The 25,891-nt window shown below is 69.5% G+C and carries 25 protein-coding genes; 13 read left to right on the top strand and 12 right to left on the bottom strand.

Annotated elements, in window-relative coordinates; all coding sequences use genetic code 11:
• Window positions 1-263 precede the first annotated feature (263 nt).
• Window positions 264-1,349, top strand: coding sequence for a glycoside hydrolase family 76 protein (locus ABZ420_RS16200; RefSeq protein ID WP_357122902.1), 1,086 nt, complete (start codon window positions 264-266; stop codon window positions 1,347-1,349).
• A gap of 7 nt (window positions 1,350-1,356) precedes the next feature.
• Here ABZ420_RS16200 and ABZ420_RS16195 read toward each other — a convergent pair whose 3' ends face one another.
• The gene (locus ABZ420_RS16195; RefSeq protein ID WP_357122775.1) at window positions 1,357-2,055 is read right to left on the bottom strand and encodes a DedA family protein; all 699 of its coding nucleotides are present in this window, start codon (window positions 2,053-2,055) and stop codon (window positions 1,357-1,359) included.
• 5 nt (window positions 2,056-2,060) lie between these two features.
• Window positions 2,061-2,714 (bottom strand): VTT domain-containing protein, encoded by a 654-nt coding sequence (locus ABZ420_RS16190; RefSeq protein ID WP_357122899.1) that lies wholly within the window; start codon window positions 2,712-2,714, stop codon window positions 2,061-2,063.
• A 298-nt stretch (window positions 2,715-3,012) separates the two neighbouring features.
• Between ABZ420_RS16190 and fbaA the strand changes: the two genes are divergently transcribed.
• Together fbaA and ABZ420_RS16180 are read left to right on the top strand one after the other, a co-directional pair.
• Window positions 3,013-4,047 (top strand): class II fructose-bisphosphate aldolase, encoded by a 1,035-nt coding sequence (gene fbaA, locus ABZ420_RS16185; protein ID WP_357122772.1) that lies wholly within the window; start codon window positions 3,013-3,015, stop codon window positions 4,045-4,047.
• A gap of 31 nt (window positions 4,048-4,078) precedes the next feature.
• Window positions 4,079-5,197 carry a BTAD domain-containing putative transcriptional regulator gene (locus ABZ420_RS16180; RefSeq protein WP_357122769.1) on the top strand — a complete coding sequence of 373 codons (1,119 nt, stop codon included), beginning with the start codon at window positions 4,079-4,081 and terminating at the stop codon, window positions 5,195-5,197.
• On the opposite strand, the gene ABZ420_RS16175 is transcribed toward ABZ420_RS16180, so the two are convergent.
• Window positions 5,194-5,520, bottom strand: coding sequence for an excalibur calcium-binding domain-containing protein (locus tag ABZ420_RS16175; RefSeq protein ID WP_357122766.1), 327 nt, complete (start codon window positions 5,518-5,520; stop codon window positions 5,194-5,196). The genes ABZ420_RS16180 and ABZ420_RS16175 overlap by 4 nt on opposite strands.
• A gap of 43 nt (window positions 5,521-5,563) precedes the next feature.
• Window positions 5,564-5,932, bottom strand: coding sequence for an excalibur calcium-binding domain-containing protein (locus ABZ420_RS16170; protein WP_357122763.1), 369 nt, complete (start codon window positions 5,930-5,932; stop codon window positions 5,564-5,566).
• 284 nt (window positions 5,933-6,216) lie between these two features.
• On the opposite strand from ABZ420_RS16170, the gene ABZ420_RS16165 reads away from it, so the two are divergent.
• Complete coding sequence (locus ABZ420_RS16165) at window positions 6,217-7,683, top strand: DUF4185 domain-containing protein (RefSeq protein WP_357122760.1); 1,467 nt, start codon at window positions 6,217-6,219, stop codon at window positions 7,681-7,683.
• Between the two features lie 6 nt (window positions 7,684-7,689).
• Here ABZ420_RS16165 and ABZ420_RS16160 read toward each other — a convergent pair whose 3' ends face one another.
• Together ABZ420_RS16160 and ABZ420_RS16155 are read right to left on the bottom strand one after the other, a co-directional pair.
• The gene (locus ABZ420_RS16160) at window positions 7,690-8,748 is read right to left on the bottom strand and encodes a fused (3R)-hydroxyacyl-ACP dehydratase subunits HadA/HadB (RefSeq protein ID WP_357122757.1); all 1,059 of its coding nucleotides are present in this window, start codon (window positions 8,746-8,748) and stop codon (window positions 7,690-7,692) included.
• Between the two features lie 98 nt (window positions 8,749-8,846).
• Window positions 8,847-10,073 (bottom strand): hypothetical protein, encoded by a 1,227-nt coding sequence (locus ABZ420_RS16155; protein WP_357122754.1) that lies wholly within the window; start codon window positions 10,071-10,073, stop codon window positions 8,847-8,849.
• 1 nt (window position 10,074) lies between these two features.
• On the opposite strand from ABZ420_RS16155, the gene ABZ420_RS16150 reads away from it, so the two are divergent.
• From ABZ420_RS16150 to ABZ420_RS16135, 4 genes are all read left to right on the top strand, one after another.
• Window positions 10,075-10,524, top strand: coding sequence for a hypothetical protein (locus ABZ420_RS16150; protein ID WP_357122751.1), 450 nt, complete (start codon window positions 10,075-10,077; stop codon window positions 10,522-10,524).
• 168 nt (window positions 10,525-10,692) lie between these two features.
• Window positions 10,693-11,823, top strand: a complete 1,131-nt coding sequence (locus tag ABZ420_RS16145) for a hypothetical protein (protein WP_357122748.1) — start codon at window positions 10,693-10,695, stop codon at window positions 11,821-11,823.
• Between the two features lie 159 nt (window positions 11,824-11,982).
• Complete coding sequence (locus tag ABZ420_RS16140; protein ID WP_040870895.1) at window positions 11,983-12,426, top strand: DUF3151 domain-containing protein; 444 nt, start codon at window positions 11,983-11,985, stop codon at window positions 12,424-12,426.
• A 105-nt stretch (window positions 12,427-12,531) separates the two neighbouring features.
• Window positions 12,532-13,635, top strand: coding sequence for an FUSC family protein (locus ABZ420_RS16135; protein ID WP_357122896.1), 1,104 nt, complete (start codon window positions 12,532-12,534; stop codon window positions 13,633-13,635).
• 321 nt (window positions 13,636-13,956) lie between these two features.
• On the opposite strand, the gene ABZ420_RS16130 is transcribed toward ABZ420_RS16135, so the two are convergent.
• Window positions 13,957-14,739, bottom strand: a complete 783-nt coding sequence (locus ABZ420_RS16130) for a site-2 protease family protein (RefSeq protein WP_357122745.1) — start codon at window positions 14,737-14,739, stop codon at window positions 13,957-13,959.
• Window positions 14,736-15,395 (bottom strand): hypothetical protein, encoded by a 660-nt coding sequence (locus ABZ420_RS16125; RefSeq protein ID WP_357122742.1) that lies wholly within the window; start codon window positions 15,393-15,395, stop codon window positions 14,736-14,738. The genes ABZ420_RS16130 and ABZ420_RS16125 overlap by 4 nt, the downstream gene beginning before the upstream one ends.
• 280 nt (window positions 15,396-15,675) lie before the next feature.
• Here ABZ420_RS16125 and ABZ420_RS16120 point away from each other — a divergent pair, with 280 nt between their 5' ends.
• From ABZ420_RS16120 to ABZ420_RS16110, 3 genes are all read left to right on the top strand, one after another.
• On the top strand, window positions 15,676-16,965 hold the full coding sequence (locus tag ABZ420_RS16120) for an adenylosuccinate synthase (RefSeq protein ID WP_357122740.1): 1,290 nt from the start codon (window positions 15,676-15,678) through the stop codon (window positions 16,963-16,965).
• Window positions 16,966-17,081: 116 nt separating this feature from the next.
• A complete protein-coding gene (locus ABZ420_RS16115; protein WP_357122737.1) occupies window positions 17,082-19,688 on the top strand; it encodes a LuxR C-terminal-related transcriptional regulator in 2,607 nt (868 codons plus the stop codon).
• Window positions 19,685-19,969, top strand: a complete 285-nt coding sequence (locus ABZ420_RS16110) for a hypothetical protein (RefSeq protein WP_357122734.1) — start codon at window positions 19,685-19,687, stop codon at window positions 19,967-19,969. The genes ABZ420_RS16115 and ABZ420_RS16110 overlap by 4 nt, the downstream gene beginning before the upstream one ends.
• A gap of 222 nt (window positions 19,970-20,191) precedes the next feature.
• On the opposite strand, the gene ABZ420_RS16105 is transcribed toward ABZ420_RS16110, so the two are convergent.
• Together ABZ420_RS16105 and ABZ420_RS16100 are read right to left on the bottom strand one after the other, a co-directional pair.
• Complete coding sequence (locus tag ABZ420_RS16105; protein WP_357122731.1) at window positions 20,192-20,830, bottom strand: methylated-DNA--[protein]-cysteine S-methyltransferase; 639 nt, start codon at window positions 20,828-20,830, stop codon at window positions 20,192-20,194.
• A gap of 227 nt (window positions 20,831-21,057) precedes the next feature.
• Entirely contained in the window at window positions 21,058-21,318 is a 261-nt protein-coding gene (locus ABZ420_RS16100) for a hypothetical protein (protein WP_357122728.1), read from the bottom strand.
• A 30-nt stretch (window positions 21,319-21,348) separates the two neighbouring features.
• Here ABZ420_RS16100 and ABZ420_RS16095 point away from each other — a divergent pair, with 30 nt between their 5' ends.
• Window positions 21,349-22,854, top strand: coding sequence for a PLP-dependent aminotransferase family protein (locus tag ABZ420_RS16095; RefSeq protein WP_357122725.1), 1,506 nt, complete (start codon window positions 21,349-21,351; stop codon window positions 22,852-22,854).
• 343 nt (window positions 22,855-23,197) lie between these two features.
• On the opposite strand, the gene ABZ420_RS16090 is transcribed toward ABZ420_RS16095, so the two are convergent.
• On the bottom strand, window positions 23,198-24,295 hold the full coding sequence (locus ABZ420_RS16090) for a CaiB/BaiF CoA-transferase family protein (RefSeq protein WP_357122722.1): 1,098 nt from the start codon (window positions 24,293-24,295) through the stop codon (window positions 23,198-23,200).
• A 146-nt stretch (window positions 24,296-24,441) separates the two neighbouring features.
• On the opposite strand from ABZ420_RS16090, the gene ABZ420_RS16085 reads away from it, so the two are divergent.
• Complete coding sequence (locus ABZ420_RS16085) at window positions 24,442-24,939, top strand: DUF456 domain-containing protein (protein ID WP_357122719.1); 498 nt, start codon at window positions 24,442-24,444, stop codon at window positions 24,937-24,939.
• A gap of 3 nt (window positions 24,940-24,942) precedes the next feature.
• On the opposite strand, the gene ABZ420_RS16080 is transcribed toward ABZ420_RS16085, so the two are convergent.
• Window positions 24,943-25,818 (bottom strand): amidohydrolase family protein, encoded by an 876-nt coding sequence (locus ABZ420_RS16080; protein ID WP_357122716.1) that lies wholly within the window; start codon window positions 25,816-25,818, stop codon window positions 24,943-24,945.
• Window positions 25,819-25,891: the final 73 nt, after the last annotated feature.

Genomic DNA, 25,891 nt, shown 5'->3' with positions numbered 1-25,891 from the left:
CGCGTGTTCGGCCGTGTGAGCAGGAGATCTTCCGGTCCCGGAGCGCACCGGCACGATTGCACATCGCTTTCGTAACAAATCGGGCGCATAAATCCGTTCGGGCCTGGCACCATTGATCCATGACCTCGCGGAGCGACGACATCGAGGTGCCGCGCGTGGAGCACGCCGAAAAGGGCTCCGCGGTACCGCGTCCGCCGGCTGTCCGGGCACGGACGGGCCGGGAGGCCGTCGCGCCCGCGACGCTGTGGTCCGAACGGGCCGACATGGCGGAATCGGCGATCATCTCGCGGCACCTGCGCGCGCTGTGGGCGCTGCCGGGCACCGAACTCGGCGTGGTCGGCTGGCCCGCAACCAAGCGCGAGCGGGTCTTCGGCGGGTGGCACTACTGGTGGCAGGCGCATCTGATCGAATGCGCGATCGATGCCGCGAACCGGGCGCCGACTCCGCTGCGCCGCAGGCGGATCGCCGCGCTGGCGCGCTCGCATCGCATCCGCAACATCACCGGCTGGACCAACCGGTACTACGACGACATGGCATGGCTGGCCATCGCACTGGAACGCGCCGAGCGCACCCAGGGCACCGACGTGCGCAGCGCGCTGGCCGCCCTGGAGAAGCAACTGCACGACGGCTGGCAGCCGCAGATCGGCGGCGGCCTGCCCTGGCGCACCGGTTCGGATTATTTCAACGCGCCGGCCAACGGCCCCGCCGCGATCGCGCTGTTACGGCTCGGGCGCATCCAGCGCGCTCAGGAGATGGCCGACTGGCTGGACGCGACGCTGCGCGATCCGGAGACCGGTTTGATCCTCGACGGAATCCATCTGCCCTCCGGCGAGATCGAGCGCCCCGTGTTCACCTACTGCCAGGGCGTGGCGCTCGGCTTGGAGACCGAACTGGCCGTGCAGACGGGCGACCCGAAGCACACCGAACGCGTGCACCGGCTGCTCGCGGCCGTCGAGGAACACATGACCACCGACGGTGTCGTCAACGGCGGCGGCGGGGGCGACGGCGGACTGTTCAACGGCATCCTGGCCCGATACCTGGCGCTGGTCGCGGTGATGTTGCCCGGGGAGGACTCCGAACAGGTCGCCGACCGCCGTGCGGCCGCCGCGATCGTCACCGCGTCCGCCGCGGCGGCGTGGGCGAACCGGCTGCAAGTGGAGGGCGAACCCTTGTTCGGGCACGACTGGAGCAAGCCCGCGCAACTGCCCGGCGGCAGCGCGGGAGCCGGTTACTTCACCGCGGGCGGCTCGGTGACCTCGTCGAAGGTGCCGGGACGCGACATGTCGGTGCAGTTGTCCGGCTGGCTGCTCATGGAGGCGGCCTACCAGGTCAGCGCCGCGGGGCTGTGAGCGCGGATCAGCTCTCGGACTCCAGCACCGCGCCCGGGGCCGTCTCCAGCGCGAAGTCCTCTGCGGGCTGGGACATCTCCTGCCGGTAGTGCCGCACGCCGAGCACCGTCCCGATGATCAAGCCCACCACCAGCGTGCCGATCACGATCGGCATCAGCCACGGCACCCGCCCCAGGAAGTTGCCCGCGTAGTAGCCGATGAGCAACAGCACCGGCGCCCAGACGATCGCCCCGACGGTGCTGGCCACGGTGAATTTGCGGTGGTCCATTCGCGCCGCGCCCGCGACCGAGGGGCACAGGGTGCGCACCCAGGGGATCCACCGGGCGACCAGCACCGCGACGAATCCGTGCCGGTGCAGCAGTTCGGCGACGCGCTGCAGATTGCGGACGTTGATGTATCTGCCGTTCTTGCGGGCGACCAGATGCCGTCCGGTCCGATGCCCGATGACGTAGCCGACCTGGTTGCCCGCGATGGCCGCCACCATCGCGCCCAGCGACAGCGCCCACACATGCGCCTCGCCCGAAGCGTGCGATGCCATCACGATGCCCGCGGTGATGAGCATCGAGTCACCGGGCAGGAACAGCCCGAGGATCACCGCGCACTCGAGGAAGACGAAGGTCAACACCACTGCCCAGACGAGCGCGGGGCCCGCGGAGAGTAGCGGATCGAAACTGCCCACCGCTAGGGGCGACGAGTCCGTCGTCACCGGCTTCAGCGGGTGCGCTCGCTGGTCGAAGCGGTCAGCTCGCTCTCGACCGCCTCGGACACGGGTGTACCGCGGCGAATCTTCTTCACCACGGCGGTGATGCCGGGCAGGATCGACACGAAGACGATGAGCAGGAAGATCGCCTCGACGTGGTTACGGATGAACGCGACGTTGCCCAGGAAGTAGCCGAGCACCGTGACGCCGCCGCCCCACAGCACCGCGCCGACGATGTCGAACGCGACGTACTTGCGATAGTCCATTTTGGAGACTCCGGCCAGGACCGGCATGAAGGTGCGCACGATCGGCACGAACCGGGCCAGGACGATCGTCTTCGGGCCGTGCTTCTCGAAGAATTCGTGGGTCTCCGTGACGTAATGCTTCTTGAAGAACCGGGTGTCCTCTTTCTGGAACAGCGCCGGTCCGATCGCTCGTCCGATCCAGTAGGCACACTGGTCGCCCGCGAACGCGACCAGGACGACGGCGGGCACCAGAACCCAGATCGACACCGGCGGATTCGGCTGCGCGGACAGCAGGCCGCCGGTGAACAGCAGCGAATCGCCGGGCAGGATCGGGAACAGCAAGCCGGTCTCGATGAAGACGATGACCAGGATGGCCGGCAGCACCGCGTTCTTCAGCCACGTCTCCGTGAGCAGGTGCATCGGGTCGAGCAACTCGGTAAGCGCGAGGTTGCTCGTCACCGATTCTGTCGCTGCCTGCAGAATCACGTGGCCTCCTGTCCCGATACGGCTGGCGTGCATCGCTTGCCACCGCGTCGGAAGCTGCCAGCGCAAATTACCGGCCCCACAGTACCGGCTCCGCCTGAGAATGCTCGCGCAGTGCGCGAAATTACCGGTGGGTCACCTGTCCACTCCCTCCCTGCATACCAGGCGAAACACAGCTGCCTTAGGGTAAGGACTGACAAAATAGGTCTTTGCCGCACAACACGGAGGTCTTACTGTGCCCATCGCGACTCCGGAGGTCTACGCCGAGATGCTCGGTCGGGCCAAAGCCAATTCCTTCGCCTTCCCGGCCATCAACTGCACGTCGTCGGAGACGGTCAACGCGGCCATCAAGGGTTTCGCGGACGCGGGCAGCGACGGCATCATCCAGTTCTCCACCGGCGGCGCGGAATTCGGCTCCGGCCAGGGTGTGAAGGACATGGTCACCGGCGCGGTGGCGCTGGCCGAGTTCGCGCACGTGGTCGCGGCCAGGTACGACGTGACCATCGCGCTGCACACCGACCACTGCCCCAAGGACAAGCTGGACACCTTCGTCCGGCCGCTGCTGGCGATCTCCCAGGAGCGGGTCAACGCGGGTAAGAACCCGCTGTTCCAGTCGCACATGTGGGACGGCTCCGCGATTCCGATCGACGAGAACCTCGAGATCGCCAAGGAACTGCTGAAGGCCACGCACGCCGCGAACATCATTCTCGAGGTCGAGATCGGTGTCGTCGGCGGTGAAGAGGACGGCGTCGAGGCGGAGATCAACGAGAAGCTCTACACCTCGCCGGAGGACTTCCAGAAGACCATCGACGCCCTCGGCTCTGGCGAGAACGGCAAGTACCTGCTCGCGGCCACCTTCGGCAACGTGCACGGCGTGTACAAGCCGGGCAACGTCGTGCTCAAGCCCGAGGTGCTCGCCGAGGGTCAGCGCGTCGCGGCGGCCAAGCTCGGCCTCGGCGCCGACGCGCAGCCGTTCGACTTCGTCTTCCACGGCGGTTCCGGCTCGCTGAAGTCCGAGATCGAGGACTCGCTGCGCTTCGGCGTGGTGAAGATGAACGTCGACACCGACACCCAGTACGCGTTCACGCGGCCGGTGGCCGGGCACATGTTCGCCAACTACGACGGCGTGCTGAAGATCGACGGCGAAGTGGGCAACAAGAAGGCCTACGACCCGCGCAGCTACCTGAAGAAGGCCGAGGCGTCGATGGCGGCCCGCGTGGTCGAGGCGTGCAACGACCTGCACTCCGCCGGACGCTCGATCAGCGCCTGACCCTGATTCACCCGTCAGGGGCTTGGTGCGCATGAGTCTGGATGTGCGCGTGCTCGGGCCCGTGCGACTGCTCGTCGGTGGTGAACCGGTGGCCGTCGGCGGGCCCAAACCGCGAGCTCTGCTCGCCGCGCTCACGGTTAATCGGCGGCGCGCGGTGTCCTCGGCCGCGCTCGCCGATCTGGTGTGGAACGAGGAACCACCCGACTCCTATGCCGCGAGCCTGCAGGTCTTCGTCTCGAACATCCGTAAGGCGCTGCGGAACTCCGGGGTCGACCCGGCGACGGTGCTGCGCACCGAGTCGTCGGGCTATCGGCTGGAGATCGACGAGACCGCCTGCGATCTCGGACGTTTCGAGGCGGCGCGGGAGGCCGGCTCGCGCGCCGCGGAACTGGGCGATCATGCCGGGGCGGCGCAGTTGTTCGGCTCCGCCCTGCGCGAGTGGAGCGGCCGGGCGCTGGCCGATCTGGCCGGTCTGCAGTTCGCCGACGGCTTCGCCACCGCCATGGACGAGGAGCGGCTGCTGGCCGCCTCGGCCCGGATCGACGCCGAGATCGCCTGCGGGCGCGCGTCCTCGGTGATCGGCGAGCTGGTCGCGATGACCAACGAGCACCCGCTGCGCGAACCGCTGTGGGGTCAGCTGATCACCGCGCTGTATCTGTCCGGACGTCAGGCGGACGCGCTGGAGGCGTGCCGGAAGGTGCGCGGCGTGCTCGCCGACGAGCTCGGCATCGACCCTGGACCGGGGCTGGTCGATCTGGAGCAGCGCGTCCTGCGGCAGGAGCCGCTCAGCACGGTCGAACTCCGGCAGGTGGAGCGCCTTGCCGCGGCCATGACCGAGACGGTCACCGAGATGCCGGGCGCGGTGCGCAGCGGCCGGCTGCGGATGCCGGACGGCCGGATGGTGGCGATCGCCCAGGGCGGTCTGCGCATCGGCCGGATGACCGACAACGACTTGGTGCTGGAGGACCCGCGGGCCAGCCGCTACCACGCGCACATCATGCCGAGCCGCTCCGGTCTGCTCATCAAGGATTTGCATTCGGCCAACGGCGTCTTCGTCAACGAGGATCCGATCGACAGCGGAGTGCTGCTCGCCGACGGCGACCAGATCCGAATCGGCGGGACGATCATCACCTTCCAGGCACTGGGCTAGTCGCAGGCGATTCCGTTGCCGTCCCGGTCCAGATGCGCGTTGAAACCGGGCTGCCCGCGCAAGAGCGGTCCGGCGCCCTCCGCGCGCACCTGGTCGCAATCGGTGTAAATCTTCGGCGACCGCCCATCGGATTCCTCGGGGCGCTCGCTGTCGCCCTTCGGCCCGGACCGGTTGTGCGGTATCGGATGGTCATCGTGCGGTCCGGCGATCGCGACGACAGGAGACGGGACGGCGGACGCCGCCGACGGCACGAGCGCACTCGCTCCGGCCGCCAGCAGCGCCGCCCCGATCGCGGGCGCGATGCGGAGAACTGACTCGGTCACGCCTTCCATCCTGCTCCCGCGGCGGCCGGTGCGCCGGTGCGATTCACTCGCAGGCGATTCCGTCGTTGTCCCGGTCCAGGTGCGGGGCGTAACCCGGCTGTCCGCGCAACAGCGGAGCCTTACCCGCGTTGCGAACCTCGGTGCAGTTCTTGTAGGACGGGCCACCCGGGGGCGCTTGCGGGGGTGGGTTCGAGTGCGGCGGGTTGTTCGGTTGCGGCGGGTTGTTCGGTGGTGGCGGGGGAGCTTGCGGCGGCGCCGCGGGCGGTGCGCAGAACTGTGCGGATCCTGAGCTGCAGAGCAGGTCGGTGAGTGGATCGGCCGCCGCGACGGGCGAGCCGATGGCGAGCGCGGCGGTGGTGACCAGACAGGCGGAGCCGATGCCGAGCAGGGTGCGCAAGAGCGTGTTCTTCATGTGATCCGTTCTCGGTCAGCGCCGGGCGCGGCGGAACGCGCTCGGCGGCAACAGGTTCGAACAATGACCCGGAGCGGTGCTCCGGACGGCCGCTCTCCCCGACAGGAGCCGTCGCGGAGTGGACGCTAGCAAAGTTCTGGCGCTATTCCTTGCAAATGAAGCAATTTCATCCTTTTAAATGAGCGTGTCGCTCCGCCGGTTTTCGAAAGTCGAACGCGGTAGGGTCGTTCCGCTGGTTCGTCTTCGCAAGGTTCGTGTCCGCAATGGATTTCGAGGGGTTTGCTATGGCGATGCGAATGCTGGCCGCCGTCGGTGCGATCGTGGTCGGCGCGGGGTTGCTCGTCTACACCGATGGGTCCGCCGCCGCGGCGCCGGAAGCGGCCGAAGGCCCGGCGGGGGTGGGGCCGTGCGCGACCGATCCGGTGCCGACCCACGAGCCGCTGGTGCCGAAAACGGTGGAGGTGCCGATTCCCTATCCGGTGGTCACCGTGCTCCCGCAGCAGGCGCCGGACCCCGCGCCGAAACGAACGCGGATGGAGCTTCCGCCCGATCCGTGCGCCGATCCTTGCCCCGACCTCACCGATCTGCCCGGCGCGCCGCCGAGTCTCGCCGGACAGCTGGGCATTCCGGATATCCTGCTGAATCCCAAGCCGTTCCACTTCGCGATTCCCGGGCCAGGTCCCGACCCCGGTCAGGTGCCGCCGCGGCCCGCGCCGGTGCGGCCGCCGGTCGAACCCGCGTCGCAGTCACCCGCCCGGCCCGCCCCTCGCCTCGGCCCCGCCCGCGAGGTGGCGAAGCTGACCGGCGCGAATTCGGTGAACCGCACCGACAAGCGATGGCAGGTGGACGGTACCGACCTCGGCATCATGTGGGAGAGCGCACCGGGCGAGATCGCGACCGCGTTCGGTGACACCGTCGGACGCGGCTTCCATCCGCCGGGTGGCATGGGGCTGGATTGGCGCAGCAACGTGCTCGCCTTCAGCACCGACCGCGACCTCGCCGACGGGGTGACCTTCGACCGGATGGTCACCGACGACCGCTGCCACGCGGCCGAGGTGCTCTCCAGCCGGAAACTCGACAACGTCGAGGTCACCACCATTCCCACCTCGGGTTTCGCGCTCGGCGAGCGACAATACCTGAGCTACATGTCGATTCGGACCTGGAACAGCCTGCCCGGCACGTTCTTCACCAACTACGGCGGCATCGCCTACTCCGACGATCACGGTGAGACCTGGACGAAGGATCCGCACGCCCGCTGGGACAACATCTTCGGCCTGGCGAATTTCCAGGTGAGCGCGATGGTTCCGCACGGCGGTTACGTCTACATGTTCGGCACGCCCAACACCCGCCTCGGCGCGGTCGGCCTGGCCCGGGTACCGGAGGACCAACTGCTCAACACCACCGCCTACCAGTATTGGCAGGACGGTGTCTGGACGCCCGTCGGTGGCTTCGCCTCGGCCACGCCGATCGTGGACGGCACCGTCGGTGAGCTGTCCGTCCGCTACGACGCCGCCCGCGACGTCTGGCAGATGAGCTATCTGGACACGACCAAGGCCGCCATCGTCGTCCGGGAGGCGGACACGCCGCAGGGCGTGTGGTCGGAGAGCACGCCGACGGTCTCGGCGCTGACCTATCCGGAGCTGTACGGCGGGTTCATCCACCCGTGGTCCTCGGGATCGGACCTCTACTTCACCATCTCGACCTGGAGTGACTACAACGTCTACCTGATGCACTCGGTCGTGAACGAGTGATCCGGGCTAACGCAGCCGCACCTCGGCCACCGCGCGACCGAACAGCTTGCGCCCTTCGGAGGAGCCGCCGAGCAGGATGGTCGCGGTGCGCGCGGCCGGGTCGAGCGACTTGATCCGGCCGGTGAAATCGACCGTGCTCGCCGCGTCGGCGGCGACCGGAACGAAGCCGGAGAACCGCACGCTGAACTTCTGGATGGCGGTCGGATCGCCCAGCCACGCGGTGAGATAGCTACCGGCCAAGCCCATGGTCAGCATGCCGTGCGCGACCACGGTCGGCAGCCCGGCCAGCTGCGCGGCGTGGTCGCTGAAGTGGATCGGGTTGGCGTCGCCGGACACGCCCGCGTAGTTCGCCAGGTCACCGCGGGTGAGCCGGAAGGCGCCTTCGGGAAGCTGATCGCCCGGGGCGAGTTCGTCGAACGAGGGCAGCGTGTGCACGGTCGTGCGCTCGTGTTCGGCAGGCTCGACCAGCGGGCCGACGCCCAGCGGCACCAACATGTCATTGGGCGCGAGATCGGCTCCGGAGTCGACCGGGCGCCCGTGCATCATGATGTTCTCGACCACGTCGTCCAGGGCGGCGTCGACCTCGGTGCCGCGGCGGGCGACGATCGTGGTCGAGCCGACGATGGCGACCTCACCGTGCTGATTGCTCAGCGAGAAGCGCACCACGATGAAGTCGTTGTCCCCGAACCGGCGAATCGACTCGATGACGATCTCGCTGCGTACCCGGTCACCGGCCAGGATCGGCCGGTAGATCTCGAAGACCTGATCGGTCTGCAGGAACTGGGAGAGGTCGTACTGGGTGAGCACGGAGTCGAGCAGCGCCCTGGTCGCGGACATCCCGATCACCGACGCGAAGGTCGGCGGCGCGATGATCCCGGGATACCCGAGCGCGCGTGCGTCGGCTTCGCGCTGATGCGCCGCGTGGTGGTTCTGGACCCCGCGGGCGTACTCCCGGACCTTCTCGCGGCCGACCTCGTAATGGTCCCGCACCCGGAATCGCTGTCCGGTCGGCGTCACCGGAACGACATCGACATCCGGCCGCGCCATCGTCTGTTCCCTGCTCATGATCCGGGCCATGCTACTGCTGAACCGGACTATTGACCAGGTGTGTGTGACGCGTGCGACCGGCATCGATGCGTGTCGGCTATCACGCCGCCGAGCGGTTACTGAGTGCTGCCGGGCGGGTCGCAGACCTTCCATCCGTCGTCGGTGCGCTGCAGGTCGAAGGTGCGCGCGGACCGCTTCGCCGGGTCGGCTTCGGTGTAGACCGTCGCCTGCGCGATGGCGGTGGCGTCGGTGATGCGGATGGCGTCGATGCTGTCCACCACCGGAATGTTCTTCCGCTCCACCGATAGCTTGTGCACACCGGCGAACTGGTCGCTCGGGATGCTCTGATAGAAGTCGTGCAGTGGACCGCACGTCGTGGAGCGAAGCGCCTCCAGGTCGCCGGTCTTCAGCGCCTCGGTGTAGCTGGTGATCGCGCTGCGCACCTGAGCCTCGGGGGAGTCGTCGCCGGACATCGTGACCAGCGCCACGATCACCGCCAGGAGAGCGACCACCAGCACGACCGCCCCGCCCGCGATGAGCAGCAAGCGGTTGTTCCGGGCAGGCTCGGTGGCGGACGCCCCGGCGCCTTGCGCGGCCGGGGGGATCCGCTGCGGCGGCGCGACGGGCCGGGTGTGCGGCGCGCGCGGGCCCGTCATCGACTGCGCGGGCACGGTCTGCTGGACGTCCGCGGGTGACGGGGCGGTCGCCACCTGTCGCGGCCTGCCCTGTGGGCGCTGCGGCGACGGGCGCGTCTCCTCGACTCCCGGGCCGTGCTGCGGCGGCGCGGACGGGCCGTGCGGGCCGGGCTGCCTGGGACCGGAAGCCGGGCGCGGCGTGCTCGGGGGCTTCGTGATCGGGACCGGCCCCGCCGATGACGCGACCACACGATCGGTCCCCTGCCTGCCGCCGTCGGCGGGGCGCTGGATGGGGAGCGCGACGGTTTTCGCGTCGTCTACGCCGATCACCGGCATCGCCATCGTGACGTCATCCGAACCGGGCGGGTTCTTCTGATCATCACCCTTTGTGGACTCGTCGGCCGTCTGCGCGCGGGGAGTCGCCGGGCCGGCCGGAGGCTGCGGCCTGCGCATCACAACGGTCGCGCCTTCAGTGCCCTGCGGGATCGAGGCGGTCTTCGCCTCGGGGCCGGTGGAGTCACTCGCTGCGGTTTCGGGCGTCGCCCGTCGGGCGGGTTTCTCCGCGGCGGCCTGTCCGGATTCGGGCGCCGCTGCGCCCTGCTCGGATTGCGCCGCAGCGTCTTTGGAAGCCGACTTCCCGGCAGGGGCCGTGCCCGGCGCGGAACCGCGCGCCGGACCGGACGGCGTCTGGTCCCGTTTGATCACCACGGTGCGCGCTTCGGCCGACTGGTTCGGTGCGGAACCGGGCTTCGACGCGCCACCGGACTCCGATTGCCTCGGTGCGGCCGTCCGATCGATCGCGGCCGTCTCCGCATCGGCGCCTTGCGCCGGGGCCGAGGCAGACGCGCCCGCGCCGGAGCGCGCTGGTTCGCCCCCGTCCTTCGCCCGGCTGGGACCCGCCGGTCCGGACGGTGCTGTGCCCTTGGTGCCGGGCGCGCTCGAAGTGGCCGACCCGGCGGGCGGGGCGTTGTGGCCGCTGGACTGGGCGGTAGTCGGTTGCGCGGGGCGCTGGCCCGCAGGGGTGTTCGCCCGCCCGGAACCTGCCGGGCCGGAAGGTGTCGTGCCCGTGGTGCCGGGCGTGCTCGAAGTGGCCGACCCGGCGGAGGACGGCGCGTTCTGCCCGCTGGACTGTGCGGTAGGCGGTTGCGGAGGGCGCTGACCCGCTGGGGGATCGGCCCGGCCGGGACCCGCTGGTCCGGAGGGTGTCGTGCCGGGTGTGCCGGACGGTGTGTTCTGGTTGCCCTGGACGGGCGGTTGCGAAGGTCGTTGCGCCGCCGGAGTGTTCGCCCGGCCGGGACCTGCCGGTTCGGAAGGTGCTGAGCCCGGGGTGCCGGGTGCGCTCGAAGTGGCCGACCCGGCGGGCGGGGCGTTGTGGCCGCTGGATTGCGCGGTAGTCGGTTGCGCGGGGCGCTGGCCCGCTGGGGTGTTCGCCCGGCCGGGACCCGATGGGCCGGATGGCGCTGTGCTGGGGGCGCTGGAAGCGGGCGGGGTGTTCTGGTTGCCCTGGACAGGGGGTTGCGTGGGCCGCTGGCCCGCGCCGGGACCTGCCGGCCCGGAAGGTGAGGTGCTCTTCGTGGCGGGCGCGCCGGAAGCGGCCGAGTCGGCGGCGGGCGGGGTGTTCTGGCCGCTGGACTGTGCGACAGGTGGTTGCGCTGATCGTTGGGCCGCCGGGGACGTCGCGGAAGTGGGTGCGTTCGGCTTACCGGTGCCGCCCGGTGCCGCGCCGGGTGTGCTGCCCGCGGGCCTCGACGCTGAACTCGAGGGCGGAGCCTCGGCGGCGCGGCCAGAGGACGGCCCGCCCTTGGCGCTCGTGCCACCGGGCGCGGGTGCGTTCGATCCGGCTGCCGAGGAGTTCGAGGGAGCAGGTCGGGAGGCAGAACCAGTTCGGTTGTCCGGTGTCGGGGGCTTCGCACCGCCGGACGGATCGGGCTGCTGCGTGGAGCCCGCGGCACGCGCGGGGCCGCCCGCCGCTGCGGAGGCGCTCGAAGTCGTGGCGGAGGACGGTGCGTCAGCACCAGCCGCGGGACCATTCGCCGGTTTCCCACCTGGCGTGTTCGATGCGGGGACCGGTGAGTTCGGACTGCCCGCTGGGCCGTTCGCCGGTTTCGCGCCCGCCGTGTTCGACGTCGCGTCCGTGTTTCTCGACGAGGCCGGACCGCTGCCCGGGTTGGCAGGTGCTTGTCCGGGGTCTCCGGCTCGCGGGGCGCTGGGGGCTGGACCGCGGTTGCCCGCGTCCGCGCCGGACGCGGATCGGTCCGTACCCGACGGCGCGGCATTCGGCCGCTGTCCCTTGGCGATGCGCTCGGTGGGCGCAGCCGATGCGTCGGGTTTACGTTCCGCGGCGGCACCGGGGTGTGCGTCGGCTCCGGCGTCGGCCGGTTCGGCGCTGTCCCGCGCCGGATTCTTCTCGTCGTTCGGGTCGGACACGCACACCCCTCGTCAAAGCGGAACTGTTTGAACTCGACGGCCAGCCTAATGGTCGCGGCCCGACGAGGTCCGGCATCAGCCCACGTCCAGCCGAACGAACGCCGAGCCGCCCGAGGTTCGTCCTCGGACCTGCGCCCGGCGGGCGAAGCCGCCTGTCGAGCAAACCGTCGTGCCGTGCACAATGAACCGCATGACCTCGTTCGGTGACCTGCTCGGACCGCAACCGGTACTGCTACCCGAAATCCCCGACGCCGAGGACGCGCTGCTCGACAACGCCGATCCGGTGCGGGTCGCGGCCGAGCATCCGGCCGCCTCGATCGCCTGGGCGTACCTCGCCGAGGCGGCGCTGACCCGTGGTGAAGCCCAGGACGAGGCGATCAATCACGACATCGTCGCCGCGTACGCGTTCGCCCGCACCGGCTACCATCGCGGCCTGGACCTGCTGCGCCGCAACGGCTGGAAGGGCTTCGGTCCCGTGCCGTGGAGCCACGAGCCCAATCGGGGCTTCCTGCGCAGCGTCGGCGCGCTGGCCCGGGCCGCCAAGCTGATCGGCGAGACCGACGAGTACGCCCGCTGCCTCGATCTGCTGGAAGACTGCGACCCTCGGGCGGCCGCGGAGCTCGGCCTCGACTGAGTCGTAGTGATCGGAGTACCGCGTAGCGATTCGAGCAGGGGTGGTGGCCGGGCGAGGGGTGCGTTCGACCCGAGGTCCCGGGTCGGCGTGGCCCGCGCGAACAGCATGGCGAGGCTGCGCGCCTCCTGGTCGCGGCTGCGCCGGTCGGCGCTGCCGATCATCCAGTGTTCGGTCGGCGCCGCGCTGGCCTGGTTCCTCGCCCATCACGTGATCGGTCACGCGCTTCCGTTCTTCGCGCCGACCGCAGCCGTGGTGTCGATGGGCATCTCCTTCGGCGCGCGGCTGCGTCGCTCGGTGGAACTGGTGGTCGGCGTCGCGGTCGGCATCGGCATCGGCGATCTGTTCATCTCCCGCGTCGGCACCGGCGTGTGGCAGATCGCGCTGGTGGTCGCGGTCGCCATGGCCGCGGCGGTGTTCCTGGACGGCGGTTCGGTCATCACCGTGCAGGCGGCCGGTTCCGCCGTGCTCGTCGCGACGTTGCTCCCGCCATCGGCGGGCGGCGGCCTCTCCCGCATGATCGACGCCTTGGTGGGTGGTCTGGTCGGCGTGCTGGTGGTCGCCGCGATCCCGCTGCATCCGGTGCGCAGAGCGCGGACGCTCGCCGCGGACATCCTCGCCGTGATGGGCAGATCGATCAGCAGCTGCGCCGACGGACTGCTCGAACAGGATCCGGAGAAGCTGCACCACGCGCTGTCGGCGATGCGCGCCACGCAGCCGCAGATCGACTCCTTGCGCGCCACCTTGGAAGGCGGCAGGGAGATCAGCCGGATCTCGCCGTTGTACTGGAACTCCCGTGACCGTCTCGAACGCATCAGGGCCACCGCGGACCCACTGGACAACGCCATCCGCAACACCCGAGTCCTGTTGCGGCGCTCGCTGACCCTGGTGCGCGACGACGAAATCCTCGATCCCGGCTTGATCGACGAGGTGGAGCGCCTCGGCCAAGCCGTCGACGTAGTGCGCCGGATGATGCTGGCCGACCCCGGCGAGCAGCCCGACCGCGCCGAGGCGGCCCGGGTACTGCGCTCCGTCGCGAAGGGCGCGCGCCCGGAACTGGTAGCGGGTGCGGGGCTTTCGGCGCACGTCGTCTTCGCGCAGGTGCGTTCCACGCTGGTAGACCTGATGCAGGTGTGCGGCGTGCAACGTATCTCGGCGATTGCCCTGCTGCCGCCGACGGTCAAGAATCCCTACGTGCGGCCCGAGGTGTGAACCCGTACTACTCAGCGGTATTCGGACATCAGCGCCGGGCACCGTGCTCCGCGCCCGGTGCGGCGCGGCGAAAGTTCGATCTTCGAGTAGTCCGCTACTCGCGTTCCGTGCGTTGTCCCGCCGTAGCTTTGCGATGTGACCGCGACTCGAGGGGTATCGCGGTCGACCGCTTCGCACGTGGACGAAAGGACCTCTCGGCCAAGGGGTGTGATGGCCGAGAGGCGGGGCGGATCGGAAGCGGGCGAAGAAGCGGGGCCGTCCGGCCGACCTGACCGGGCGGCCCTGCGCCGCACCGGCGTCGCCGAGTGGGCGCGCCGGCGATCAGGTCCAGAATCGCGTCAGGTAGCCGCCGTAGCGCGACCAATTCGACGGGACGCCGGACAGTTCGAACAGCGCGTACACCGCGTCGAAGAACACCTGGTTGATGGCGGGGGTGAACAGCAGCGCGAAGAGGATCAGCATGCCGAACGGCTTGAACTGATCGAGCGAGCGTCTGGTCTGGTAGCTCAGCGACGGCTCGACGATGCCGTAGCCGTCCAGTCCTGGCAGCGGGATCAGGTTCAGCAGCGCCGCCGTGATCTGAAGGAACGCAAGGAAACTCACGCCGAACCAGAACGCGGGATGGCTGCTGGAGCTGCCCCAGATCCGCACGGTCACCAGGAGCAGCACCGCGCACAGCGCGTTCACGGCGGGCCCGGCGCCGCTGATGATCCGCTGCGTGCGCGGCGCCACATTGTGCGTGTGCACGTAGACCGCGCCACCCGGCAAGCCGATCCCGCCGAGCGCGATGAACACGATCGGCAGCACGATCGACAGCAGGGGATGGCTGTACTTCAGCGGATTGAGCGTCAGATAGCCGCGCAACTCGACCTCGCGGTCGCCCGCGCGCCAAGCGGTGTAGGCGTGCGCGAACTCGTGCAGGCACAGCGATACCACCCAGCCGGACACGACTAAGACGAAGACACCGGCCTTCGCTCGGGTCGAGTCGAGTGCGGCGTCCCAGGCCAGCGCGCCGCCCACCGCGGTCAGGGCGATCACGAGCAGGAACACCGGGCTCGGCCGGACCGCGCGCGACCTGCGGCCGATCGGGAACGGGGCGTTCATCGCACCAGCAGCCAGGATTCGTGGTGGCGGTAGAAAGTCGAGCGCGGCACCGGGCGATCGGCGCGGTCGCCGTCCCTGGTCACGATCGCGCCGGGCGTGCCGAGCTGTGCGGCTCGCCCCTCCACCCAGCGCCGCTTGCGGAAGCGTTTGCGCACGGTGGCCCGCACACCGGGTGGTTCGAGGCACGGCGAGACGAGCATGGCGGTCACCCGTCCGGAGAACAGCAGCGTGTCGTCGACATAGGCTTCGCCCTCCAGTTTCTCGCCACCGATGCCCGCGATCACCGCTCGGCCCACGAGCACCTTGCCGGTGTCGTCGCGAACCAGCGGCGTCTCGACCGCGCGGCCGTCGATGGCGCGTTTGGCGGCGGCGTTGCCGGTGCCGGTCTGGTAGGCACGGGAACCGTAGGTCTTCTCGACCGGCACGTATCCGATCTCCACGTGCAAGCGCTCGGTGCGCATCAGATGGGTGAGCACAGCGGCCAGCGCGGGATCCTCACCGAGCACGATCAGGCGCGGGAGGCTGTCGGCGGCCAGCACGGGAAGCAGCTCATCGATCACCGCGGAATCGGGGACGGCGGCCGTCTGGGTGGTCGGCAGCGCCGCGAGGGCGATGGGTACGGGGGCGCCGTCGCAGCGGAGAACATGGGTACTCAAGCTGCCGTACACCCTCCTCGGTTCGAGCCGACACCGTCGGGCCCCTCGCATCGCGGCCGAACCAAGTTGCGGCTCGCCCGTGCACGCCGCGCTTCCGCTCGGTGTGCCGTGCAACCATAGCCCTGCCCGGCCGTGACCACACGGGTGTCGAGCCTACGACGAGATCCGCTTCGATGCCGCCGCGGACGGGTCGGCTAGACTGTCCTTCCGGCCACCGCCTCAGTACGGCAGGTAGCTGCAACACGCCAGTGTTGCCTGTCGAACCGTAGGAGACACGACCATGCCGGCAATCGTCCTGATCGGCGCCCAGTGGGGCGACGAGGGGAAGGGCAAAGCAACCGATCTGCTCGGTGGTCGGGTGGACTGGGTGGTCCGGTACCAAGGTGGCAACAACGCCGGTCACACCGTGGTGTTGCCCAACGGTGACAACTTCGCGCTGCACCTCATCCCCTCCGGCATCCTGACCCCTGGCGTGACAAATGTCATCGGCAACGGCGTCGTCGTCGACCCGGGCGTGCTGCTGGACGAGCTGGCCGGGCTGGAAGAGCGCGGCGTGGACACCTCCGGCCTGCTGCTCTCGGCCGACGCGCACCTGATCATGCCGTATCACGTGGCCATCGATAAGGTCACCGAGCGTTTCCTCGGCAACAAGAAGATCGGCACCACCGGCCGCGGTATCGGCCCGTGCTACCAGGACAAGGTCGCCCGCGTCGGCGTGCGCGTCGCCGACGTGCTGGACGAGAAGATCCTCACCCAGAAGGTCGAGGCGGCGCTGGAGTTCAAGAACCAGGTGCTGGTCAAGATCTACAACCGCCGCGCGCTGGACCCGCAGCAGGTGGTCGACGAGGTGCTCACGCAGGCCGAGAGCTTCTCCCACCGGATCGCCGACACTCGCCTGAAGCTGAACCTGGCGCTCGAGCGCGGTGAGACGGTGCTGCTGGAGGGCTCGCAGGGCACCCTGCTGGACGTCGACCACGGCACCTACCCGTACGTCACGTCGTCGAATCCGACCTCGGGCGGCGCGGCGGTCGGTGCGGGCATCGGCCCCAACAAGATCAACACGGTGCTCGGCATCCTGAAGTGCTACACCACCCGGGTCGGTTCCGGCCCGTTCCCGACCGAGCTGTTCGACGAGTTCGGCGCCTACCTGGCCAAGACCGGCGGCGAGGTCGGCGTCACCACCGGACGCGCCCGCCGCTGCGGTTGGTTCGACGCCGTGATCGCGCGCTACGCCACCCGGGTCAACGGGATCACCGACTACTTCCTCACCAAACTGGACGTTCTATCCAGTCTGGAGACGGTGCCGATCTGCGTCGCCTACGAGGTCGACGGCGAGCGGGTCGAGCAGATGCCGACCACGCAGACCGAATTCCATCACGCGAAGCCCATTTTCGAGCAAATGCCCGGTTGGTGGGAGGATATCTCCCACGCGCGCACCTTCGAGGAGTTGCCCGCCAACGCCCAGGCGTACGTGTTGCGTTTGGAGGAGCTGTCCGGCGCCAGGATTTCCTGCATCGGCGTGGGTCCCGGGCGTGATCAAACCATCGTCCGGCACGACGTACTCGGCTAGAACCTGTTCGAATTCCGCGTGGTCCAGCGGAAATTCGGCGAAGTCACCAGAAATTCACCCCATCTATCGTGGTCGCTCGGCTTCGATCATGATCGGTGAAGAACTACAGTTAGAGCATGGCTCGGAACTGGCCGATGATCGAGCGCGAAAGCGAATTCGAGGCGATCCGCGCGGCGCTGACCGGTTCGGAGCACGTCGGTGTGGTGCTGACCGGCGACGCCGGGGTGGGCAAGACCACCTTGGCCAGGCATGCCACGTCCGCGCTCGGCGGCAATGTTCGCTGGGTGGCGGGCACCGAATCGGCGCGCAGCATTCCCCTGGGGGTCTTCGCGCACATGGTCGGCGTCTATACGGCGCACGATCCGGTCACCTTCATGTCGGCGGCGCGCGAGGCGTTGCTCGCCGACGGGGACACCGTGATCGGCGTGGACGACGCGCATCTGCTCGATCAACTCTCCGCCACCCTGCTGCTCCAGCTGGCCATCGACAAAGCCGCGCACATCGTGGTGACCGTGCGCAGCGGCGTTCCGGTGCCGGACGCGGTCACCTCGCTGTGGAAAGACGGTCACCTGACGCGCATCGACCTGCGTCCGTTCACCCAGCGCCAGAGCGTCGAGCTGGTGGAGTCGATGCTCGGCGGGCAGCTCGAGGGGTTCACCGCCAATCTGATGTGGGAGTCCTCCGCCGGAAACGCGTTGTTCCTGCGGCATCTGGTCGAGGGCGCGCTGGAGGCGGGCACGCTGCGCCAGGTCAACGGGGTGTGGCAGTTGCGCGGCCGCGCCGCGGTGACCTCGGAGCTGGCCGCGCTGCTGGAGGATCGGGTCGAGCAACTGCCAGAGCCGGTGCTGCGGGTGCTGGAACTGCTGACCTTCTGTGAGCCGATCGATCTCGACGTCCTCGCCGAATTGGCGGGCGAGGACGCGGTGGAAGCCGCCGAAACGCGCGGGGTGATCCGGGTCGTGGAAAATTCCCGGGATCTGATCGTCCGCTACAACCATCCGCTGTTCGGCGAGGTGATCCGGCGCAGGCTGGGCATCGCCTCGGCGCGACGGCTGCGTGGCAGGTTGTATTCGTCGCTGAAGGAGCGCCGGATCAATTCCGCCGCCGACCGTATCCGGTTGGCCGAATTGGCGCTGGACAGCGACAAATCCGCGGATCTGGAATTGTTCGAGGCGGCCGCGGCCGACGCGATCGGATTGGCGAATCTGCCGCTGGGCGAGCGCTTCGCCCGCGCCGCGGTGGAGCGGCGCGGCGGCGTGGAGGCCGCCGACCTGCTGGCGCGCGCCCTGCTCTGGCAGGGACATCGGATCGAGGCCGAGCGCACCCTGGCCAGCTTCGACCCCGACCAGCTCGACGAGGTGCAGCTGGCACGCTGGGGCAGCACCCGGGTGGCGAACCTGTTGTGGGCCATGGGCGATGCCGATCGCGCCGACGAGGTGCTGAAGCTGGTGCGCGGGAAGGTGCGGCATCCGAAGATCGCGGCGATCTTCACCGGGCTGGCCTCCGCGAGCCTGGTCAACGAGAACCGGGTCGACGACGCGATCGCCGAAGCCGAGACGGTGATCTCCGCCGACGGCGCGCCGCCGTGGGCGGTGTGGTGGGCGGCGTTCGGTGGCGGCCTGGCGCTGGCGTTGATGGGCAGGGGAGAAGAGGCCAGGCAGTACGCGGCCCGCGGGCACGAGGCGGAAGAGCACATCGACGGGCTCAACCGCTTCATGTCCACACACGCCGAGGTGCTCGCCCTGACCTTCACCGGTGATCTGGACGCCGCGCGACGCCGTGCCGGGTCGTTCGTCGGCTACTCCTCGCCGGGGCAGTATCTGGCCTGGGGCATGTCGAAGATCCTGCAGGGCACCGTCGATGTGGCGCAGGGGCGGTTCCTGGACGGCATCGACAATCTGGAACAGGCGCTGGCCGCACTGGCCGCGGAGGGCGCAGCCGCGTGGATGTTCCCCGCGCGAATCCGTCTGGCGGAGGCGTATTCGGCGCTCGGGCGCGCCGCCGAGGCCGCCGAGTCGATCGCGCATGCCACCGCCCGGGGCGGAAGGCACAGCGCGGTGTACGAACCGCAGCTGGAAGTGGCCCGCGCTTGGCTGGCCGCCGCCGAAGGAACCGTGACCCCGGCCATCCGGATCGCGGTGGGCGCCGCCGACGCGGCCGCACACTCGCATCAGCACGCGATCGAGGCCATGGCACTGCACGCCGCGGCCCGCTTCGGCGACCATTCGGTGTCCGGACGGCTGGCGGAGCTGGCCGTCCGGGTGGAAGGACGGCTGGTGCAGACGCAGGCCCGGCACGCGGTGGCGCTCGCCGCCCACGACGGACCCGGGCTGGACGCGGCGGCAGCCGAATTCGAGCGTCTCGGCGTGCTGCTGTCGGCCGCCGACGCCGCGGCGCAGGCCGCGTCGGCCCATGAGCGTTCCGGGGATCGGCGCAGGTTGCTGGAGTCCGCCGCCATGGCCAACCGCCTGGCCGCCGCCTGCGGCGGAGCGAGCACCCCGGCGCTGCGGCAGGCGGCGCAGCCCTTGCCCTTGACCGCGCGGGAACGCGAGATCGCGAACCTCGTCGCCGCGGGTCTGTCCAACCGGCAGATCGCCGACCGGCTCACGGTGTCGGTGCGCACCGTGGAGGGCCACCTCTACCGGGCCTGCATCAAAATGGACGTCACCGATCGCGAGTCCCTCGGGGCGCTGATGCGCGGCGAGTCGGGGAGCGGAGGATGACCTGGCGACCGGCCGCGGTGATCTGCGCGCTGGCAGCCGGAATCCTCCTGGCCGCCGGGTGCTCGGACGGGCAGCCGCAACCGGTAACCAGTTCGGCGCGCCCGTCGGCGACGGTGGCGTCGAAGACCGAGACGCCTCAGGAGCGCAACGCCCGGATCCGGCAGAAGCTGATCGAACTCGGTTGCTCGACGAACGCCTGTATTCAGACTTATTTCGGCTGCGAGGACGGCTACATCACCGGCGACGCCTGCGAATTCTTTCGAGCGCACCCGGTGCTGTAGTTTCGCAGCGCCCGCGGCGCGAACATCGGATGCTCGGACTAGCTCCGCTCGAATATCGAGCCGGTGTGGTCGCGTACGCCGGTGGGGACTCCGATTCCATCGAGCCTCGGCTTCGGCCGCAGCCGAATCAGGCATGCCGACGCGGGCTCCCGCGCGGCCAGGGCGGCATGCCGAGCAGGTCGGCCGAAAGAGCCGTGGAGGAAGGCGACGGACGAGAGCGGCTCAGAACAGCGTGGGTTCGCCGAATCCCGGTGTGCGCTCGATGGTCAGCAAACGCTGCTTGGTGTCGATACCGCCCGGGGCGGAGAAGCCGTGCAGGGCGTGGTCGGCGGCGAGCACGCGGTGGCACGGGATGATCAGCGGGATCGGGTTGCGGCCCAATGCCTGTCCGACCGCCTGCGCGCCGCCGGGCGCGCCGACGCGGTCGGCGACCTGGCCGTAGCTGAGGGTGCGGCCGGGGTCGATAGCGCGCGTGACGGCGTAGACGGCGCGGTGGAACTGCGGAATCCCGCTGGTGTCCACGGAGATCCAACGCAGGTCGTCGAGTTCGCCCGCGAGGTGGGCGCGGATACCCGCGATGGCCTCGGCCATCGCGCCGGTGGGTGGCTCTTCGTTCAGCTTCTCGCCCGCGTGTGCGCGGGTGATGCGCGCCCGGGTGGCCGCCGTGCTCGCCTCCGGGAGCTGGAATCGGATCACACCCGCATCGCTCCACGCGATCGCGCAGCAGCCGATCACGGTGTCGAACAGCGTCGCCGCGGCTCGGCGGGTCGGCGCGGGACGGACCGGGATCGGGGGCTCCGTGGCCGAACCGATGGCCTCGGTCGCCGGACGATCGGCGGCGAGGCTCATGGCGTCACTCATGGAGCCAAGTCTGCACCGTGGGACCGACAAATAGGCAATTAGCAGTCCAGTTATTCAGAACTGGCCTTTGAAGAAGCGGTAGCCGAGCCGGGTGCGCGCGGTGGAGAGACCTGAAGTCACATGACGGGACGCGGGTGGCTGCCGCACTGGCCTGATGCGGGCGCTATGGCTTTCGTCAGCGCTCTTCCGTGCCTCGAAGCGGGCGGTCCCGAGAGGCTTCGTGAGGATTACGCGCCGTTGGGCACGCCCGGATCCGGCACATCCAGTCGGCCGTGTATCGCGGCGAGATCAGAGTATCGCCGCTGGTAATCGTAGTGTGAAGGGATGTGGTCGGACATCGGCGTGCCCGGGTGGAAGCGCTCGAGACGGAAGGCGCGCTCGTCGCGTTTCGGCGCGAAGCGGTGGATCAGGTAGCCGGACAGGGCGACCAGGAACAGGGTGGCGAGGGCGGTCATGTCCGCCAGCGTGCGCGCTACTGGCCTTGCCAAGGAATATCCAATCGGCCGATACTGGACCGCATGGCGACGAGAGTGATCGGCGCGGGCAGTTTGGCCCGCGATCTGGGCCGTTGGCGGCACGCGCACGACGGTGATCCGGATCCGGCCGGGCGGCGCTCCGCCCGTCCGGCCTATCTGGCCCTCGCCGAAGGCATCCGCCTGCTGATCCACGACGGTCGCGCACCGCTGGGTGTCGCCTTGCCCAGCGAACGCGATCTCGCCGCCACCCTCGGGGTCAGCCGCACCACCATCACCTCCACCTACGCGCTGCTGCGCGAACACGGCTACCTGATCAGCCGCCAGGGCTCGCGCAGCACGGTGGCCCTGCCCCGGGACGTGCAGCACGACGGCGTCAAACCGGCCAGGAGCATCCTGGCGATGATGGCCTCGCCCGAACTGCCGACCATCGACATGACCTATGCCGCGATGGCCGCCCCGCTGGAGATGCAGGACGCGTACTCAGCTGCCCTGGAAGGGATTCCGGCCTACCTCGGCACGCACGGCATGGACCCGGTCGGCGTGCTGGCGCTGCGGGAGGCGATCGCCCGCCGCTACACCGCGCGCGGGCTGCCGACCGAACCCGACCAGATCCTGGTCACCCTCGGCGCCCAGCACGGCCTGCGCCTGCTGCTGAACGTGCTGACCGCGCCCGCCGCCCGTGTGCTCATCGATCACCCCACCTATCCGAACGCCATCGAGGCGATCCGCGACGTCGGCGCCCGGCCGGTGCCGGTGCCGCTGCGGCCGGAGGATCCGGCGGGCGGCTGGGATCTCGACGGAATCCGCAGTGCCGCCCGGCAGACCGCGGCGAGCCTGGCCTACCTGGTGCCGGACTACAACAACCCGACCGGCTTGCTGCTGGACGCCGACGGCCGCGCCGAACTGGCCGCCATCGCCAGGGATACCAGGATGACCGTCGTGATCGACGAATCCATGGCCGATCTCGGCCTCGGCACGGACATCGCACCGCCGCCGGTCGCCGCCTTCGCCAAAGGCTCCGAGATCATCACCATCGGCTCGGCCTCGAAATCGTTCTGGGGCGGTCTGCGGGTCGGCTGGATACGGACCAATCAGACGCTGATCACCAAGCTCCTCGGCATCCGCTCCACCGTCGACCTCGGTACCCCCGTCATGGACCAGCTGGCCACCGTGCACCTGCTCGAGCACGCGGACGTGATTCTCGACCGCCGCCGCGACCAGTTGCGTTCGCAGCGTGCCGCTCTGCTCGACACGCTCGCCGAGGAACTACCGGACTGGCGCGTCACCGTCGGCGCGGGCGGCATGTCGGTGTGGGCGCAGCTGCCGACCTCGGTCTCCACCGCGCTCGCCGCCACGGCGCCCAACCACGGCGTATTGCTCGCCGCCGGGCCCCGATTCGGCGTACAGGGCGCGTTCGAAAGGTTCCTGCGGCTGCCGTTCACCCACCGGGAGCCCGAATTGCGGTTGGCGGTCAAGGCCATCGCGTCCGCCTATGCCGCGCTGACGCCCCGCGCCGCGGACCCGCTGACGCCCTTGACCTGCTACTGAGGAGATTTCGCTGTTCTGATCCGGGGGAGGGGAGCCGCCGCCGGCGGCACTCCCCTCCGAGCGCCGCCGGGCACGAGTGGCCGGTCACCCCTCGGGACTGGCCCTGGTCGTGCCCGGGCGGCGTGCGGAAGCTCGCACGGCGCCTCGGCCGCCAACTCGAGCGGCGGTCAAGGAGCGGACCGGACGATGCCCGGAGAAGTTCGCTGCCCACGAAAGCCGCCTGCTCGCGGACAGTATGGCAGGCCCGGTGCCGAGCTGTCGAACCGGTTGGTATGTTGTAATTTTCAATTACCCGCAGCGGGACGGAGTGCCGGGCGACGCGCCACGGCACCCCGCCGGGTGCTCAGTCTGCCCAGACCGACTCGATCGGCGTCGCGGTGGTGGGCGGCGGTGTCGGAATCCCGTTGGGAGTGCGGGAGAATCGCGGCGCGGGGGCGTGCTGGGTGATGGCGTCCAGCTCCAGCAACGAGCCGCGAGCCGCGATGTGCTCGTTGCGCGTCGCCTCCTCGAAGGTGAGCACGGGTGAGACGCACGCGTCGGTGCCGGTGAAGATCTCGGACCACTCGTCCCGGGTCTTGGTCCGGAAACGTTCGGTGAACAGCTTTTTCAGCGTCTCCTGCCCGGCGGGGTCGAGCTGGAAGGGCAGGCCGTCCGCGTCGATCTCGAGGCCGGCGAGCAACTGGGCGTAGAACTGCGGTTCGATCGCGCCGACCGCCATGTACTTGCCGTCGGAGGTCTCGTAGGTGTCGTAGAACGACATTCCGGTGTCGAGCAGGTTGACGCCGCGCTCGTCGGACCAGGCGCCCGAGCCGCGCATACCCCAGATCATGTGCGAAAGGGCAAGGGCGCCATCGACCATGGCCGCGTCGATCACCTGGCCCTTACCGGACTGCTGCCGCTCGACCAGCGCGGCGAGGATGCCGAACACCAGGAACATCGAGCCGCCGCCGAAATCGCCCACCATGTTCAGCGGCGGGACCGGGCGTTCGCCCTTGCGGCCGATGGCGTGCAGCACGCCGGTGATGGAGATGTAGTTGATGTCGTGTCCCGCGCGGTCGGCCAGCGGGCCCTCCTGGCCCCAGCCGGTCATCCGTCCGTAGACCAGGCGCGGGTTGCGGGCCAGCGCGTCGTCCGGACCCAGGCCCATCCGCTCGGTGACGCCGGGGCGGAAGCCCTCGATCAGCACATCCGCCTTCTCGACGAGGCCGAGCACCTTCTCGATGTCGGCGGGATCCTTGAGGTCGGCCTCGACGATGGTCCGGCCGCGCAGCTGCGGCCGGTCGAATCCGCCCGGCAGCTGACCCGCGCGCTGCACCCGCACCACGTCGGCGCCCAGATCGGCGAGCAGCAGCGCGGCGTGCGGACCGGGACCGATGCCGGCCAGCTCGATGACCTTGATGCCCGCGAGCGGGCCCTGCTTGGCGGTGGATGGAGTGCTCACGCCCTACCTCGGTTCGTCGTTGATCCAGCACACCGGTGACCGGTGTGTCCTCCCGGACGCGACCGGGAGGGGTGTATTGACAGTATGACAATAACGCCGCGCTGCTACGGCTCGCCCGCGGCTGTGGGCCGCTCTAGGCTGCACGTGTGGAAGCGCTGTCTGATCAGGGGTGGTACAACCTTCTCGCCGGCCTCGCGATTCTGGTCGGCCTCGTCGGGGTCGTCGTGCCGATCCTGCCGGGCGTCATCCTGATCTTCGCGGCCATCGCCGTCTGGGCCTTCCTCACCGGTGGCGCGACGGCGTGGACGGTTTTCGCGATCAGCGCGTTGTTGCTGGTGCTTTCCGGCGTCGTCAAATACACGTGGCCCGGACGCAAGATGAAGGACGCGGGCGTGGCGGGCCGGGCGGTCTTCCTCGGCGCGGTCCTCGGCATCATCGGTTTCTTCGTGATCCCGGTGATCGGCCTGTTCGTGGGTTTCGTTCTCGGCGTGTATCTTTCCGAACTCCAGCGGCTGCGGGTCAACCGGGAAGCGTGGCAGGCGACGGTGCACGCGTTGAAGGGCGTCGGCCTGTCCATCCTGATCGAACTCTTCGGCGCGTTGCTGGCCACCGGGGTCTGGCTCGTCGGCGTCTTCGCCGTCTGAGCGCTACCGATCGATGGCGGGGAACGGAATCGTATCGCCCGCCCGGTTTTCCGGGAGATCGTCGCGGCGCAGCCGGAGGGTCGGCGGTTCCGGGCGGTACAGCGGCAGCGTGGGGGCCGGATCGTCGCTGACCACGCGCTCGCGGGCCGGGAGCCGGTAGAACGCGCGCGCGTTGTCCTCCAGCACCGCGTACATGTCGGTGCCCACCACGTCGCAGAGCAGATCCACATCAGAGTCACGGAACGGGCGTCCGGCCCTTGTGCCGGGCAGGTCGGTGCCGAACATGAGGGCTTCGGGATTCACCGCGTGGACGCGGCGCAGCGTGTCGGCCACATTCATCGCGACCCGGCCGAAACCGGTCGCCTTGACCTTGGCTCCGCGGTCGACGAGATCCAGCAGGAAGGGCAGCCCCTCCGCGGACATGCCCAGATGGTCGACCGACAGCGCGGGCAGCTTGGAGATGACCGGTTGCAGCGACGCCAGCATCGTGCCGTCGATGTAGACCTCGACGTGCCAGCCGGCCAGTTCGTGCGCGCGCAACGCCTGCAACGTCATTCCGGTGATGTCGGCCGCCGCCCGCTTGAGGTTGAACCGCAGCGCGCGCACGCCGATGCGGTCCAGTTCGAGGATTTCCTCGTCGGTGGCGTCCAAGTCGAGCCGGGTGACGCCGACCCAGCCCTCGCCGAGTTCGGCGAGGGCGGCCTTCAGATAGGTCTGGTCCGTGCCCTGGAACGACCCGCTGACCACCGCGCCGCCCGCGACGTCGAAGCGCGACATGCGCTTGCGGTAATCGGCGATGGTGAACGGGTCGGGCAGGTAGCCCTCGTTCTCGGCCAGCGGAAATCGCGGGTCGAAGATGTGCAGGTGGGCATCGAACACTTGTACAGAATGCCTCAGGGTCGAATTTTCCGCTGCCACAGCTGGGGTGTCGTTGTGGCAGCGGAGTCGGTTC

It is taken from the genome of Nocardia sp. NPDC005745 (assembly GCF_040630775.1).
GTDB lineage: Bacteria > Actinomycetota > Actinomycetes > Mycobacteriales > Mycobacteriaceae > Nocardia.
The sequence above is the reverse complement of the archived record's forward strand: the minus strand, read 5'-3'. Positions and strand labels throughout refer to the sequence as shown.

Bases quoted from the DNA above. Each gene is read 5' to 3' on its own strand.
- ABZ420_RS16165 (WP_357122760.1), top strand. From the start codon at position 6,217: ATGGCGATGCGAATGCTGGCCGCCGTCGGTGCGATCGTGGTCGGCGCG.
- ABZ420_RS16105 (WP_357122731.1), bottom strand. From the start codon at position 20,830: ATGAGTGACGCCATGAGCCTCGCCGCCGATCGTCCGGCGACCGAGGCC.
- ABZ420_RS16130 (WP_357122745.1), bottom strand. From the start codon at position 14,739: ATGAACGCCCCGTTCCCGATCGGCCGCAGGTCGCGCGCGGTCCGGCCG.
- ABZ420_RS16190 (WP_357122899.1), bottom strand. From the start codon at position 2,714: ATGCACCTGCTCACGGAGACGTGGCTGAAGAACGCGGTGCTGCCGGCC.
- ABZ420_RS16200 (WP_357122902.1), top strand. From the start codon at position 264: ATGGCGGAATCGGCGATCATCTCGCGGCACCTGCGCGCGCTGTGGGCG.
- ABZ420_RS16120 (WP_357122740.1), top strand. From the start codon at position 15,676: ATGCCGGCAATCGTCCTGATCGGCGCCCAGTGGGGCGACGAGGGGAAG.
- ABZ420_RS16180 (WP_357122769.1), top strand. From the start codon at position 4,079: ATGAGTCTGGATGTGCGCGTGCTCGGGCCCGTGCGACTGCTCGTCGGT.
- ABZ420_RS16115 (WP_357122737.1), top strand. From the start codon at position 17,082: ATGGCTCGGAACTGGCCGATGATCGAGCGCGAAAGCGAATTCGAGGCG.
- ABZ420_RS16140 (WP_040870895.1), top strand. From the start codon at position 11,983: ATGACCTCGTTCGGTGACCTGCTCGGACCGCAACCGGTACTGCTACCC.
- ABZ420_RS16135 (WP_357122896.1), top strand. From the start codon at position 12,532: ATGGCGAGGCTGCGCGCCTCCTGGTCGCGGCTGCGCCGGTCGGCGCTG.
- ABZ420_RS16170 (WP_357122763.1), bottom strand. From the start codon at position 5,932: ATGAAGAACACGCTCTTGCGCACCCTGCTCGGCATCGGCTCCGCCTGT.
- ABZ420_RS16095 (WP_357122725.1), top strand. From the start codon at position 21,349: ATGGCGACGAGAGTGATCGGCGCGGGCAGTTTGGCCCGCGATCTGGGC.
- ABZ420_RS16160 (WP_357122757.1), bottom strand. From the start codon at position 8,748: ATGAGCAGGGAACAGACGATGGCGCGGCCGGATGTCGATGTCGTTCCG.
- ABZ420_RS16110 (WP_357122734.1), top strand. From the start codon at position 19,685: ATGACCTGGCGACCGGCCGCGGTGATCTGCGCGCTGGCAGCCGGAATC.